Origin of the sequence: Burkholderia arboris (genome assembly GCF_038723655.1) — a bacterium.
Lineage (GTDB): Bacteria > Pseudomonadota > Gammaproteobacteria > Burkholderiales > Burkholderiaceae > Burkholderia > Burkholderia arboris.
Window position 1 is genome coordinate 562,651 of record NZ_CP109821.1, and the last position, 14,059, is coordinate 576,709.

The window sequence follows — 14,059 nt, forward strand, 5'->3', positions numbered from 1 at the left end:
GCCGGCAGTCGGCCGTTCGGCTAGCGCGTCGTGGTGCGTGCGGTGCGCGTGCCGCGCGGCTTGAAGAGCTTGACGGTGCGCACGGCCTGATCGTCGCTGCGCATCACTTCGAGCGTCACGTCGCCGATCTTCAGGCACACGTCGTCTTCCGGAATTTCCTCGAGGATTTCGAGCACGAGTCCGTTCAGCGTTTTCGGCCCGTCCGTCGGCAGCTTCAGATGCAGCCAGCGGTTCAGCTCACGCAGCGGCATGCTGGCCGAGACGATACATTCGCCGTTCTCGTCCCAGCCGCCCGCACGTTCGCTGCGCGGCATCGACGTCGTGAATTCGCCGATCAGTTCCTCGATGATGTCTTCCGGCGTCACGAGCCCTTCGAGCTCGCCGTACTCGTTGACGACGAGCGCGGTGCGCTGCCGCGTTTCCTGGAAAAACTGGAGCTGCTGGACCACCGGCGTGCCCGACGGCACGTAGTACGGCTCGGCGAGCAGCGTACGCAGCGTCTCGCGGTCGAACTCCTGGTTGTGCAGCGCGGTGAGCGTCTTGCGCACGTGCAGCACGCCGAGCACCTTGTCGATGTCGCCTTCGTAGACGACGAGCCGGTTGTGATAGCAGGTTTCGAGCTGGTGCAGGACGTCGTCGAGCGGCGCGTAGAAGTTGAGCGACTCGATCTGGCGGCGCGGCACCATCACGTCGTCGACCGTGATGTTCTCGAGGTCGAACAGGTTGAGCAGGATGCTGCGGTGCTTGGTCGGCATGAAGCTGCTCGATTCGAGCACGATGGCCCGCAGCTCGTCGGCGGACATCCGCTGGTCGCGGCCCTTCTTCGTGTTGATGCGCAGCACCCACAACACGCCGTTCGCGAGCGCGTTGACGAACCAGACGACCGGCTTGAACACGCGCATCAGCGGTGCGATCACGAGGCTCGCGGGCAACGCGATGCGTTCGGGGAAGGTCGCGCCGACGATCTTCGGCGCGATTTCCGCGAACACGATGATCAGGAACGCGACGATGCCGGTCGCGATCGACAGCGCGAGGTTGTTGCGGCCGAACGTATGGAGCGCCAGCGACGTCGTCAGGACCGGGATGATCGTGTTGAACAGGTTGTTGCCGATCAGGATCACGCTGAGCAGCAGGTCAGTGCGCGTGAGCAGGCCTTGCGTGGTTTTCGCGCCGAGCGCGCCCTGGCCGGCGAGATGCTTCAGCCGATGGCGGTTGAGCGCCATCATCGCGGTCTCGGAAATCGAAAAGAAGCTGGAACAGAGGAGAAGCAGGAAGACGGCGCCGATTTGCGCCCATAAGGGAATTTGGTCCACGCGTCGGAATGGGCAGTGAAGGACAGGAATGGAGGGAATATAGCAGAGGCCGGCGACCGCGATGTGTCGTGCGCGACACGCGGGGCCTGCGGCGGCCGGGCAAAAAAAAACCGTGCACATGGTGCACGGTTTTTTACAAATCTGGTCGGGGTGAGAGGATTCGAACCTCCGGCCTCTACGTCCCGAACGTAGCGCTCTACCAGGCTAAGCTACACCCCGATTTGGACTCTTCCGATTTCGCAGTCTTCTTCAAGACCGCTGCGTCGTCGAGCAAGAACATAACTATAACGACGTTTCTTCAGAAAGGGAAGACCTTGGAGAAGAAAATTTTCGAGACAGGTGATTTTCCCGTGTCGAACGTGCGTCGTCGCAGTCTTGGCGGCGACACACGACATGCACTTACGACTGTCGCGACGTCGAATACGAGCACAGCGCGAGCAGGCTCTCCTTGTAGATCGAATCGGGGAATGCCGCGATTGCAGCCGCAGCGGCCTGCGCTTCCTGGCGTGCGCATTCGAGCGTGTGATCGAGCGCGCCCGAGCGCGTGATCGCTTCGAAGATCGTGTCGAAGCGATCGGTGCCGCCCTGTTCGATCGCCTCGCGGGCGAGCGCCGCCTGTTCGGGCGTGCCGCGTTCGATCAGATAGATGAGCGGCAGCGTCGGCTTGCCTTCGCGCAGGTCGTCGCCGGCGTTCTTGCCCATGGCCTCGACGGTGCCCGCGTAGTCGAGCCAGTCGTCCATGATCTGGAATGCGGTGCCGATCCGGCGGCCGTATTCGGCGGCGGCGGCCTCGGTCGGCGCATCGGCGCCCGCGAGTACCGCGCCCAGGCGGGCCGACGCCTCGAACAGCTTGGCCGTCTTGTAGCGGATCACCTGCATGTAGCGCGTTTCGTCGACGTCCGCGTCGTGCATGTTGAGGAGCTGCAGCACCTCGCCCTCGGAAATGATCGTCGTTGCTTCGGACAGGATCTCCATCACGCGCATCTTGCCGACGCCGACCATCATCTCGAACGAGCGCGAGTAGAGGTAATCGCCTACCAGCACGCTCGCCGCGTTGCCGAACAGCGCATTGGCGGTCTGGCGGCCGCGGCGCAGCTCGGATTCGTCGACGACGTCGTCATGCAGCAGCGTGGCCGTGTGGATGAACTCGACGACGGCGGCCAGCACGTGCCGCTGGTGCGACGTTTCACCGAGCGCGCCGGCGACGAGCAGCAGCAACGCCGGACGCAGCCGCTTGCCGCCCGCGCCGATGATGTACTCGGCGATCTGGTTGATCAGCAGGACGTCGGACGCGAGGCTTTGCCGGATAACGCGATTCACCTGCTCCATGTCGCTGGTGATCGGAGCGAGCAGGTGGGCGGCGCTGAGGGTGGGGGAGGCGGTGGACGACGACATGATGATGGAATTGGGTGATGCCGCGGATTATAAGTCGAATCCGCGAAATCCCGGTCTGTCAGACGCGCCGCAGCGCGATTTTGGCCGTTCGGCCGAGGCCCGCGCGCGGCAATCGTCGATCGGTTTTGACTTCGGTGCTAACCCCATGTATAATCACGTGTTTTCCGCGCGTGGTGTGCGGAAAATTTGGATCCAGAGTGAGGTTCTCAATGTACGCGGTCATAAAAACCGGCGGCAAGCAGTACAAAGTTGCCGTTGGCGAAAAACTCAAAGTAGAACAGATACCGGCTGACATTGACGCTGAAATCACGCTCGACCAGGTTCTCGCAGTGGGCGAAGGCGAATCGATTAAGTTCGGTACGCCGCTGGTCAGTGGGGCTTCCGTCAAGGCCACCGTTGTGTCGCACGGTCGTCATGCCAAGGTCACCATCTTCAAGATGCGTCGCCGGAAGCACTACCAAAAGCACGGCGGCCACCGCCAGAACTACACTGAGCTGCGCATCGACGCGATCAACGCGTAAGCGCCTCGGTAAAGGAGCAATCAGATGGCACACAAAAAGGCAGGCGGCTCTTCCCGGAACGGCCGCGACTCCGAGTCGAAACGTCTCGGCGTGAAAGTGTACGGCGGCCAGGCAATCAATGCCGGCGGCATCATCGTGCGTCAGCGCGGTACGCGCATGCACGCAGGCGAGAACGTCGGCATGGGCAAGGATCACACCCTGTTCGCGCTGGTTGACGGTCACGTCAAGTTCGCGACCAAGGGCGCGGACAAGAAGCATCTGGTCATCGTCGTCCCGGCGGCTGCCTAAGTCAGGCACCCACGGGCTTCGTAGCCGAAAGGCCCCGCAGTCTTCGCGGGGCCTTTTTTTATTTGGTCGCCGGGCGCAGGTGCGTGCCGGCGACCCTCGCGCAACCGGCGTACGATCGGCCGAATGGCAGATTGTTCAAGCGTGCCGGCGCGCGGCACAATAGCGGAAATACTGGGCGGAGTGACGAATGAAGTTCATTGACGAAGCACGAATCGAAGTCATCGCCGGAGACGGGGGTGATGGCAGCGCGTCGATGCGCCGCGAGAAGTTCGTCCCGTTCGGCGGGCCGGACGGCGGCGACGGCGGCCGGGGCGGCAGCGTCTACGCGATCGCCGACCGCAACATCAACACGCTGATCGACTACCGATACGCGAAGAAGCATCTGGCGCGCAACGGCGAGAACGGCCGCGGCTCGGATTGCTACGGCAAGGGCGGCGACGACGTCACGTTGCGCATGCCGGTCGGTACGATCATCAACGACATGGATACCGGCGAGCTGATCGCCGACCTGACCGAGCACGACCAGCAGGTGATGCTCGCGCAGGGCGGCTCCGGCGGCCTCGGCAACCTGCATTTCAAGTCGAGCACGAACCGTGCGCCGCGCCAGAAGACGGACGGCAAGCCGGGCGAGCGGCGCATGCTGAAGCTCGAGCTGAAGGTGCTCGCCGACGTTGGCCTGCTCGGCATGCCGAACGCAGGCAAGTCGACGTTCATCTCGTCGGTGTCGAATGCGCGGCCGAAGATCGCCGACTACCCGTTCACCACGCTCGCGCCGAACCTCGGCGTGGTGCGCGTGGGCCCGAGCAAGAGCTTCGTGATCGCCGACATTCCGGGGCTGATCGAGGGCGCGGCCGAAGGCGCGGGCCTCGGGCATCAGTTCCTGCGCCACCTGCAGCGCACCGGCGTGCTGCTGCATCTGGTCGATCTCGCGCCGTTCGACGAAACCGTCGATCCGGTCGCGGAAGCAACCGCGATCGTCGGTGAGCTGCGCAAGTACGACGAAGCGCTGTACGAGAAGCCGCGCTGGCTCGTGCTCAACAAGCTCGACATGGTGCCGGAAGACGAGCGCGAGGCACGCGTTGCCGATTTCCTCGACCGTTTCGGCTGGGACGGCCCCGTGTTCGAGATTTCGGCGTTGACGGGCCAGGGCTGCGAAGCGCTGTGCTACGCGATCTACGATTACCTGTCCGAACATTCGGACGCGCACCGTGCGGCGGAGGCGGAAGATCTCGCGGCCGACGTGCGATTCCGCGATGCGCCGCCGGCGAAGGGCGATGCGGTGCCGGGCGACGACGCCTGAGCGGTGCCGTCATGCGCCGGGCGTGCCGCCCGGCGTCGGCGTTCAATCGCGCCCGGCCGGGCAGGCATCAGATACAGGAGACAGTGCAGGATGCGTTCGATCATCGCGGATTCGAAGCGATTGGTGGTGAAGGTGGGTTCCAGCCTCGTGACCAACGACGGCAAGGGGCTCGATCATGCTGCAATCGGTCGCTGGGCAGCCCAGATCGCCGCGTTGCGTGCGCAGGGCAAGGAAGTCGTGCTCGTCAGTTCGGGCGCGATTGCCGAGGGGATGCAGCGGCTCGGCTGGAGCAAGCGGCCGCGGGAAATCGACGAGTTGCAGGCCGCTGCGGCGGTCGGCCAGATGGGGCTCGCGCAAGTCTACGAGAGCCGCTTCACCGAGCATGACATCCGCACCGCGCAGATCCTGCTCACGCATGCCGACCTGGCCGATCGCGAGCGCTACCTGAATGCGCGGTCGACGCTGCTCACGCTGCTGCGGCTCGGCGTCGTACCGATCATCAACGAGAACGACACCGTCGTCACCGACGAAATCAAGTTCGGCGACAACGACACGCTCGGCGCGCTCGTCGCGAACCTGATCGAAGGCGATGCGCTGATCATCCTGACCGACCAGTCGGGGCTGTTCACGGCCGATCCGCGCAAGGATCCGAACGCGACGCTCGTCGCCGAGGCCAATGCGGGCGCGCCCGAACTTGAGGCGATGGCCGGCGGTGCCGGTTCGAGCCTCGGCCGCGGCGGGATGCTGACGAAGATCCTCGCGGCGAAGCGTGCGGCACATAGCGGCGCGAATACCGTGATCGCGAGCGGCCGCGAATCCGACGTGCTCGTGCGCCTGGCGGCTGGCGAGGCGATCGGCACGCAGCTGATCGCGCGCACTGCGCGGATGGCGGCGCGCAAACAATGGATGGCCGATCATCTGCAGGTGCGCGGCCATGTCGTGATCGACGCCGGCGCGGTCGAAAAGCTGACGGATGGCGGCAAGAGCCTGCTGCCGATCGGCGTGATCGACGTGCAGGGCGCGTTCGCGCGCGGCGAGGTGATCGCGTGCGTCGGGCCTGACGGGCGCGAAGTGGCGCGCGGGCTCACGAACTACAGCAGCGCGGAAACGAAGCTGATTCACCGCAAGCCGAGTGGCGAGATCGAGACCGTGCTCGGCTACATGCTGGAGCCCGAACTGATTCATCGCGACAACCTCGTGCTGGTGTGATCGCCGGCCACGGTATCGGTAGTCCCGGCAGTCCAATAAAAAAGCCCGCGTGATGCGGGCTTTTTTCATGCGGCGGGACGATGCGGGCGACCCGCATCGCGCACCGTCAGCGCAACTGCGTCATCGCGGTGCGATGGAACCGGATGTTTTCCAGGATCTGCCGGGTCGAGCCCTGCGGCATCTTGTTCGCGCAGAAGTAGTCCTGATAGAGCGCCGAGTGATAGGCGTTCAGCTCGCCGTTCTCGATGCGTCGCCAGTCGTTCTCGACCGTGCGGTCCCAGCCGTTGTGATCGGAGTCCAGGCCGGCGTACTGGCGCCATTCGTACGTGTCGCAGCGAATGCCTTCGTAGTTCACGTTGCGCGCGCCGGCCGGGCTCGTGATGACGACTGCGTAGCGCACGACGCCGTCGGTGCCGACGTCGAGCGACTTCGCATCGACGAAGAACTTGAGCGGTGTGTTCTGCGAGACGTTGAACGGCAGCAGGTCGCCTGTTTGCGGCAGCGGCGGCAGCGTGTCGACCGTGTTTTCCTTCCAGGTCCCCTGGCGGTCGAGCAGGTACACGAATTCGCTGTCATCCTTGTTGGACGGCGCTTTCGAATTCGCGCAGCCGGCCAGGGCAGCCATCGCGGCGATCGATGCGAGCGCGAGAGCAATCGCTTTCAATATGCATTCCTCGTAAAAAAAGGGCGCGACACCAAGGTCGCGCCCGGTCATGCAGTCCGACTCGTCATTTGCCGACGATCACGTGGGGCGGCATCTCGTCGAGCGTGCCCGCTTCCACTTCGATCTCCGAACAGACTACCGATGTGTCGACAATCGTCAGCGTCTGCTGGGCCTGTACGCCAATGACGCGCGGATAGCGCGACATTCGCGGCCCGCGCGGCTTCTCGGCTCGCTGCGCCGGGCGGCGCAGGAAGCGCGACAGTTCCGTCAGCGCCAACTGATAGACATCCCGCTTGAACTCGATCACCGCATCGAGCGGCACCCAGTACTCGTTCCAGCGCCACGCATCGAACTCCGGGTGGTCGGTCGCGCGCAAGCAAATGTCGCAATCGCGTCCAACCATCCGCAGCAGGAACCAGATCTGCTTCTGGCCGCGGTAATGACCGCGTACTTCGCGTTTAATGAACTTGTCAGGCACCTCGTAACGCAACCAGTCGCGAGTGCGGCCGATTATCTTGACGTGTTCCGGATGCAGGCCCGTTTCCTCGTGCAACTCCCGGTACATCGCCTGCATGGGGGTCTCGCCATACTTGATCCCACCTTGAGGAAACTGCCAGGAATGCTCGCGGAGCCGCTTGCCCCAAAACACCTCGTTGCGCGCGTTCAAGAGGATGATGCCGACGTTCGGGCGAAAGCCTTCACGATCCAGCATACAACCACCTTCGAATCCTTTAAAATTGCTTTGATTATAAACAGATAACGGGCGCTGCGCACCGTGACGGAGCGAATCCGCGCGGGGTACACCGGCTGAATTGTCCCTGATTAGTCTGCTACGTCATCTGCGCCATCGTCGTTCGTCGCGCGCAGCTTTTTCACCTTGAAACTTTTTCGGGCGCCCCGCCTGGGGGCGCCGTTTTTGGAACCGTCCGCATGAAAGCTTCCCGTTTCTTTATCGGCACCCTGAAAGAAGCTCCCGCCGACGCAGAGATCGTCAGCCACAAGCTGATGGTCCGCGCCGGCATGATCCGTCGCGTCGCCGGCGGCATCTATAACTACCTGCCGGTCGGCCTGCGTTCGATTCGCAAGGTCGAGGCGATCGTGCGCGAGGAAATGAACCGGGCGGGCGCCATCGAGCTGCTGATGCCAGCCGTGCAGCCGGCCGAGCTGTGGCAGGAATCGGGCCGCTGGGAACAGTACGGCCCCGAGCTGCTGCGCTTCAAGGACCGCAAGGACAACGACTTCGTGATCGGGCCGACGCACGAGGAAGTCATCACCGACATCGCGCGCAACCAGATCAAGAGCTACCGGCAGATGCCGGTGAACTTCTACCAGATCCAGACGAAGTTCCGCGACGAGATCCGTCCGCGCTTCGGCGTGATGCGTGGCCGCGAATTCATCATGAAGGACGCGTATTCGTTCGACAAGGACGCGGCCGGCCTGAACGAGTCGTATCGCAAGATGTACGACGCGTACGTGCGCATCTTCACGCGCCTCGGCCTCGAATTCCGTGCGGTCGCGGCCGACAGCGGCTCGATCGGCGGCAACTTCTCGCACGAGTTCCACGTGATCGCCGATACCGGCGAGGACGCGATCGCCTACTGCCCGACCTCCGAGTTCGCAGCGAACATCGAGGCGGCTGAAGCGCTGCCGCTGACGCCCGAGCGCGCGGCGCCGGCCGAAGCGATGGAAAAGGTCGCGACGCCCGGCAAGGCGAAGTGCGAGGCCGTCGCCGAACTGCTGGCGATCCCGCTCGAGCGCACGATCAAGTCGATCGTGCTCGCGACCGACAACGAAGGCGCCGAGCCGACCATCTGGCTGGTGATGCTGCGCGGCGACCACGACCTGAACGAGATCAAGGTATCGAAGCTGCCGGGCCTGAAGAACCACCGCTTCGCGACCGAGCAGGAAATCGTCGAGTGGTTCGGCACGCCGCCGGGCTACCTCGGCCCGGTCGGCACGAAGAAGCCCGTGAAGGTGATCGCGGACCGCACGGTCGCGAACATGAGCGATTTCGTCGTCGGTGCGAACGAGGTCGACTATCACATCGCCGGCGTGAACTGGGGCCGCGACCTGCCGGAACCGGACGTCGCCGACGTGCGCAACGTGAAGAAGGGCGACGCGTCGCCGGACGGCAAGGGTGTGATCGACATCTGCCGCGGCATCGAAGTCGGCCACGTGTTCCAGCTCGGCACCAAGTACTCGGAAGCGATGGGTGCGACGTTCCTCGACGAGTCGGGCAAGCCGCAGCCGATGCTGATGGGCTGCTACGGCGTCGGCGTCACGCGCATTCTCGGCGCGGCGATCGAACAGAACTTCGACGACAAGGGCATCATCTGGCCGGAGTCGATCGCGCCGTTCGAAGTCGTGCTGTGCCCGATGGGCTATGACCGCAGCGAGATGGTGCGCGAGACTGCCGACAAGCTGTACGCGGAACTCGTCGCGGCCGGCATCGACGTGATCCTCGACGATCGCGGCGAGCGCCCGGGCGTGATGTTCGCCGACTGGGAACTGATCGGCGTGCCGCACCGCCTCGTGATCGGCGAGCGCGGCCTGAAGGAAGGCAAGATCGAGTACCAGGGCCGCCGCGACGCCGAAGCGACGCTGCTGCCGGCCGACGCGGCCGCGGCGACGGTCGCGGAGAAGATCCGCGCCGCGCTCGCACGCTAAGCACGGCGACCGGGGGACACGATGGAATACACGTTCCTGTCGGCCACCGTGCTCCTGGTGCTGATCACCGATCCGCTCGGCAACATCCCGCTGTTCATTTCGGCGATGCGGGATGTGCCGCGCGAGCGGCGCGTGAAGCTGATCCTGCGTGAAGTGGGGATCGCGTTCGTGATCCTGCTGTTCTTCATGGTGGTCGGCGACCGCTTCCTGCGGATGATGAACCTCACCGACCTGTCGCTGCGGCTCGGCGGCGGGATCGTGCTGTTCCTGATCGCGCTGCGGATGATCTTCCCGCACCCGGATGGCGCACTCGGCAGCGATCCGCGCGCGGGCGGCGAGCCGTTCATCGTGCCGCTCGCGATTCCGGCGCTCGCCGGGCCGTCCGCGCTGGCGACGGTGATGCTGCTGACGTCGCAGGCGCCCGGCAAGATGCTCGAGTGGGTTGGGGCGCTGACGGTCACGATGATCGTCTGCGCGATCACGCTGGTGCTGGCCGAACGGATCCAGCAGTGGCTCGGCGAGCGGACGGTCGCGGCGTTCGAGCGGCTGATGGGCCTCGTGCTCGTCGCGATCTCGGTCGAGATGCTGCTGGCCGGCATTCGCGCGTTCGTGCACCAGCTATAGGGCGGGCGGCGTACGCACAAAAAAAGCGGCGCTCCGGGAAACCGGAGCGCCGCTTTTCTTATATAGCGGGCAGGGCGGCGATCAGACGTGGGTGGTCAGCGCGCGGATCGTCGGCAGGTTGCGCCAGTAGCCCTTTGCGTCCATCCCGCAGCCGAACACGTAGCGGTCGGGCACCGAGAAGCCGCAGAAGTCGGGGTGCAGCGGCTTCGCCTTCGCGAGCGTCTTCTCGCACAGCACGGCCGACATGAAGCGTTGCGCGCCCATGTCGAGGATGCGGTCGCGGATCGCGGCCATCGTCTCGCCTTCGTCGAGGATGTCGTCGAGCACGAGCACGATGCGATCCTTCACCGATTCGCGCGGCGCGACGCGCCAGTGCATTTCCGGGCTGCCCTGCGTCGTGTTGCGGTAGCGGGTCAGGTGGATGTAGTCGAATTCGAGCGGGAAATCGAGATGCGGCAGCAGCATCCCGGTAAACACCGCGGCGCCGCCCATCACCGAGAGAACGAGCGGAAACGCGTCGCCGATCTCGGCGCGGATCGCGTCGGCCATCTTGGAGATCGACGCGTTGACGGCATCGGCCGACACGATCTCTTCGGAGTGGTTGAAAATGTGGAGGGCTTCTTCGCGGTTCATGTGTTCTGGCGGGCAGTCGGTATACAAATAAGAATGAAGCAGAACGGCAGGCGCGCGCTACAGCAAAAACCCGCGCGCCGGCCGACGGGCGGAATCAGCGCATGCCGGGCATCATGCCCTTCAGGCCGCGCATCATCTTCTGCATGTTGCCGCCCTTCAGCTTCTTCATCATCGTACGCATCTGGTCGTACTGGTTCAGCATCCGGTTGACTTCCTGCACCGGCACGCCCGCGCCGGCTGCAATGCGGCGCTTGCGCGTCGCCTTGATGATTTCGGGTTTCGCACGCTCGGCCGGCGTCATCGAGCTGATGATGCCTTCCATCCGGCGGATCTGCTTCTCGGCCTGGCCCATGTCGGCGCCGGCGGCCGCCTGCTGGAATTGCGCGGGCAGCTTGTCCATCAGCGACGACAGGCCGCCCATGTTCTTCATCTGCGAGATCTGCGCGCGGAAATCGTTCAGGTCGAAGTCGCCGCCTTTCTTGACCTTGTCCGCGAGCTTCTGCGCAGCTTGAACGTCGACGCCGCGCTGCGCCTCCTCGACGAGCGCGAGAATGTCGCCCATGCCGAGGATCCGGTTCGCCATCCGGTCCGGGTGGAACACTTCCAGGCCGTCGAGCTTCTCGGCGACGCCGACGAACTTGATCGGCTTGCCCGTGATGTGGCGCACCGACAGCGCGGCGCCGCCGCGCGAGTCGCCGTCGAGCTTGGTCAGCACGACGCCGGTGAGCGGCAGCGTGTCGTTGAACGCCTTCGCGGTGTTGACCGCGTCCTGGCCGAGCATCGCGTCGACGACGAACAGCGTTTCCGCCGGCTTCAGCGTGCCGTGCAGCGCGGCGATTTCCTGCATCATCGCCTCGTCGATACCGAGGCGGCCGGCCGTGTCGACGATCAGCACGTCATGGTAGTGGCGCTTCGCCCAGTCGACGGCCGCGATCGCGATGTCGACGGGTTTCTGGTCCGGCGTGGACGGGAAGAAGTCGGCGCCGACCTGTTCGCTCACCGTTTTCAGCTGCATGATGGCGGCCGGGCGATACACGTCGCACGACACCGTCAGCACCTTCTTCTTGTACTTCTCGCGCAGCAGCTTCGCGAGCTTGCCGGCGGTCGTGGTCTTGCCCGCGCCCTGCAGGCCGGCCATCAGGATCACGGCAGGCGGCGTGACTGCCAGGTTCAGCTCGGCGGCCTTGCCTTCGTAGTCGCCGCCGATCACGGCGGTCAGTTCCTTCTGGACCACGCCGACGAGCGCCTGGCCCGGCGACAGGCTGCTGATCACTTCTTCGCCGAGCGCCTTTTCCTTGACCTTGGCGATGAATTCGCGGACGACCGGCAGCGAGACGTCGGCCTCCAGCAGCGCGAGACGCACCTCGCGGAGCATCTCCTGGGTGTTCGCCTCGGTAAGCCGGGCCTCGCCGCGCAGCGTCTTGACGACGCGCGCCATCCGTTGAGTGAGATTGTCGAGCATGGGGAGCGTTGGACAGTGGGGCCCGAAGACGCGGCGGAACCGAACAAAGGGAGCCGTCGCGGGAAGGGGGCCTAGTGTAAACTTCGAACATGGATATTGTACTGTATGCCCTCACCGCATTCCTGTACGGCGGCCTCGCCGTCGCAGGCTGGCGCACGCATCGCCAGGGCGCGACGCCGCTCGTCGCGAGCGTGCCGGCCGTGCCGGTTCCCGCGTCCGCCGCGTCCGGGATGAGCGGGGCCGGCCGCGCGCTGCTGTTCGCCGCGCTCGTCGCGCACGGCGTACTGCTCCACATGACGATCTTTCCGAACGACTCGATGGTGTTCGGCTTCGCGTTCGCGCTGTCCGCGATGTTCTGGCTCGGTGCCGGCATCTACTGGATCGAGAGCTTCTTCTTCCCGCTCGACAGCCTGCGCCTGCTGGTCCTGCCGCTCGCGTGCGGCGCGTCGCTGCTGCCGCTCGTGTTCGGCGGCGTGCGGGTGCTTCCTTATGCCGCAGCACCGCTGTTCAAGCTGCACTTCCTGATCGCGAACATCGCGTACGGGCTGTTTGCGATCGCCGCGCTGCATGCGGTCCTGATGCTGATGGTCGAGCGGCGGCTGCAGTCGCTGAGGAGCGGCGGGCGCGACGGCTCGACGGGCTGGATCGCGAGCTGGCTCGAAACGCTGCCGCCGCTGCTCACGCTCGAGAAGCTGCTGTTCCGCCTGATCGGCGCCGGCTTCGTGCTGCTCACGCTGACGCTCGCGTCGGGCATCCTGTTCAGCGAGCAGGTCGACGCGCGCGCGCTGCGGCTCGACCACAAGACCGTGTTCGCGATCCTGTCGTGGCTGATGTTCGGCGGCCTGCTGGTCGCCCGCAAGACGTCGGGCTGGCGTGGCCGCGGCGCCGCGCGCTGGGTGCTCGTGTCGTTCGCCGCGCTGCTGCTCGCGTATGTCGGCAGCCGGTTCGTTTTCGAGGTGCTGCTGCACCGTTCCGTGGTTTGAACGCAGGTTTCCGATGCGACAGATTCTTCTCCTGATTCTTCTCTTCTTCGCGGGTTCGTGGCTCGCACGCAAGCTGCGCCAGGCGCAGGAGCACGCGCAGGCGCGCACCGGCCGCGGCGCCGGTCACGACGGCGCGCCCGGTGCCGGCGGCCCCGGGGCTGCGCGGCCGAACGGCGACATGCGATCGCTGCCCGAGCCGATGGTGCGCTGCGCCGAATGCGGCGTGCATGCGCCGAAGGGCGATGCGGTCGCCGCAGGCGGCGAATACTTCTGCAGCGCCGAGCACGCGCAGCGCCACGCCGCACGTGCAAGCGGTCGCGACGCGCGATGAGCGACGCGCGGGTGTTGTCGGTCGACGCAAAGGGCTGGGTGCGCGAAGCGCGCCATGCGCCGTCGCCGAACTTCGAGATGCGGCCCGCGGGTGCGGTGCCGACGCTCGTGGTCGTCCACAACATCAGCCTGCCGCCCGGTGAATTCGGCGGCGACGCGATCGAGTCGCTGTTCCTGAACCGCCTCGACTGCGATGCGCACCCCTATTACCAGAGCCACCTGCGCGGCGTGCGCGTGTCCGCGCACTTCCTGATCCGCCGCGGCGGCGAGCTCGTGCAGTTCGTGTCGTGCGACGAGCGCGCGTGGCACGCGGGTTCGTCCGAGTTCTTCGGCCGGACGCGCTGCAACGACTTCTCGATCGGCATCGAACTCGAAGGTGCCGACGACGTGCCGTTCGACGATGCGCAATACGCGGTCCTGGCTGCGCTCTCCCGCGCGCTCGCGGCGCGCTATCCGGTCGACGCATTCGCGGGGCACTCGGACGTCGCGCCGGGCCGCAAGACCGATCCGGGCCCGCACTTCGATTGGCAACGCTTCGCGAGCGATGCCGGTTTTTCCGGCGAATACTTTCCTTTCCGTCAGCACTGATCGCGGGGTTTTTGAGCCGGGAAAAAATTTTTTTCCGACCAATGCCTTGTCACGTCTGAGCCTGCGCGGGGCGGGGGTGATG

The 14,059-nt window shown here is 65.2% G+C and carries 15 protein-coding genes and 1 tRNA gene; 9 read left to right on the forward strand and 7 right to left on the reverse strand.

Annotation, left to right across the window (positions count from 1 at the left end; genetic code table 11):
* Positions 1-20 precede the first annotated feature (20 nt).
* From OHZ10_RS02710 to OHZ10_RS02720, 3 genes are all read right to left on the reverse strand, one after another.
* Positions 21-1,313: an HlyC/CorC family transporter gene (locus OHZ10_RS02710; RefSeq protein WP_059236290.1), complete on the reverse strand. Its 1,293-nt coding sequence runs from the start codon at positions 1,311-1,313 to the stop codon at positions 21-23.
* Positions 1,314-1,455: 142 nt separating this feature from the next.
* Positions 1,456-1,532, reverse strand: a tRNA-Pro gene (locus OHZ10_RS02715).
* 180 nt (positions 1,533-1,712) lie between these two features.
* Positions 1,713-2,708, reverse strand: a complete 996-nt coding sequence (locus tag OHZ10_RS02720; protein WP_059236288.1) for a polyprenyl synthetase family protein — start codon at positions 2,706-2,708, stop codon at positions 1,713-1,715.
* Positions 2,709-2,917: 209 nt separating this feature from the next.
* On the opposite strand from OHZ10_RS02720, the gene rplU reads away from it, so the two are divergent.
* The 4 genes from rplU (at position 2,918) to proB (ending at position 6,026) form a co-directional block, all read left to right on the forward strand.
* Positions 2,918-3,229 (forward strand): 50S ribosomal protein L21, encoded by a 312-nt coding sequence (rplU, locus tag OHZ10_RS02725; RefSeq protein ID WP_006025184.1) that lies wholly within the window; start codon positions 2,918-2,920, stop codon positions 3,227-3,229.
* Positions 3,230-3,253: 24 nt separating this feature from the next.
* Positions 3,254-3,517, forward strand: a complete 264-nt coding sequence (gene rpmA / locus OHZ10_RS02730; protein ID WP_006476999.1) for a 50S ribosomal protein L27 — start codon at positions 3,254-3,256, stop codon at positions 3,515-3,517.
* Between the two features lie 187 nt (positions 3,518-3,704).
* A complete protein-coding gene (obgE, locus tag OHZ10_RS02735; protein ID WP_059236285.1) occupies positions 3,705-4,817 on the forward strand; it encodes a GTPase ObgE in 1,113 nt (370 codons plus the stop codon).
* A 90-nt stretch (positions 4,818-4,907) separates the two neighbouring features.
* Entirely contained in the window at positions 4,908-6,026 is a 1,119-nt protein-coding gene (proB, locus tag OHZ10_RS02740) for a glutamate 5-kinase (protein ID WP_059236283.1), read from the forward strand.
* A 106-nt stretch (positions 6,027-6,132) separates the two neighbouring features.
* Here the strand turns inward: proB and OHZ10_RS02745 are convergent, their stop codons facing one another.
* Positions 6,133-6,741: a CNP1-like family protein gene (locus OHZ10_RS02745; RefSeq protein ID WP_059236281.1), complete on the reverse strand. Its 609-nt coding sequence runs from the start codon at positions 6,739-6,741 to the stop codon at positions 6,133-6,135.
* A 13-nt stretch (positions 6,742-6,754) separates the two neighbouring features.
* On the reverse strand, positions 6,755-7,402 hold the full coding sequence (locus tag OHZ10_RS02750) for an RNA pyrophosphohydrolase (RefSeq protein WP_059236279.1): 648 nt from the start codon (positions 7,400-7,402) through the stop codon (positions 6,755-6,757).
* Positions 7,403-7,620: 218 nt separating this feature from the next.
* Between OHZ10_RS02750 and OHZ10_RS02755 the strand changes: the two genes are divergently transcribed.
* Both OHZ10_RS02755 and OHZ10_RS02760 read left to right on the forward strand, forming a co-directional pair.
* The gene (locus OHZ10_RS02755) at positions 7,621-9,357 is read left to right on the forward strand and encodes a proline--tRNA ligase (RefSeq protein ID WP_059236277.1); all 1,737 of its coding nucleotides are present in this window, start codon (positions 7,621-7,623) and stop codon (positions 9,355-9,357) included.
* A gap of 21 nt (positions 9,358-9,378) precedes the next feature.
* Entirely contained in the window at positions 9,379-9,981 is a 603-nt protein-coding gene (locus OHZ10_RS02760; protein WP_059236275.1) for a MarC family protein, read from the forward strand.
* Positions 9,982-10,062: 81 nt separating this feature from the next.
* Here the strand turns inward: OHZ10_RS02760 and OHZ10_RS02765 are convergent, their stop codons facing one another.
* A complete protein-coding gene (locus OHZ10_RS02765; RefSeq protein ID WP_059236272.1) occupies positions 10,063-10,614 on the reverse strand; it encodes a hypoxanthine-guanine phosphoribosyltransferase in 552 nt (183 codons plus the stop codon).
* A 94-nt stretch (positions 10,615-10,708) separates the two neighbouring features.
* A complete protein-coding gene (gene ffh / locus OHZ10_RS02770; RefSeq protein WP_034186376.1) occupies positions 10,709-12,076 on the reverse strand; it encodes a signal recognition particle protein in 1,368 nt (455 codons plus the stop codon).
* Between the two features lie 89 nt (positions 12,077-12,165).
* Here ffh and OHZ10_RS02775 point away from each other — a divergent pair, with 89 nt between their 5' ends.
* From OHZ10_RS02775 to ampD, 3 genes are read left to right on the forward strand one after another with little or no spacing between them, the layout of a single operon-like run.
* Entirely contained in the window at positions 12,166-13,059 is an 894-nt protein-coding gene (locus OHZ10_RS02775) for a cytochrome C assembly family protein (RefSeq protein WP_059236271.1), read from the forward strand.
* 13 nt (positions 13,060-13,072) lie between these two features.
* Positions 13,073-13,390 carry a PP0621 family protein gene (locus tag OHZ10_RS02780; RefSeq protein WP_059236269.1) on the forward strand — a complete coding sequence of 106 codons (318 nt, stop codon included), beginning with the start codon at positions 13,073-13,075 and terminating at the stop codon, positions 13,388-13,390.
* Entirely contained in the window at positions 13,387-13,977 is a 591-nt protein-coding gene (ampD, locus tag OHZ10_RS02785; protein ID WP_342703548.1) for a 1,6-anhydro-N-acetylmuramyl-L-alanine amidase AmpD, read from the forward strand. Before OHZ10_RS02780 ends, ampD begins: the two co-directional genes overlap by 4 nt.
* The last annotated feature ends 82 nt before the right edge of the window (positions 13,978-14,059 follow it).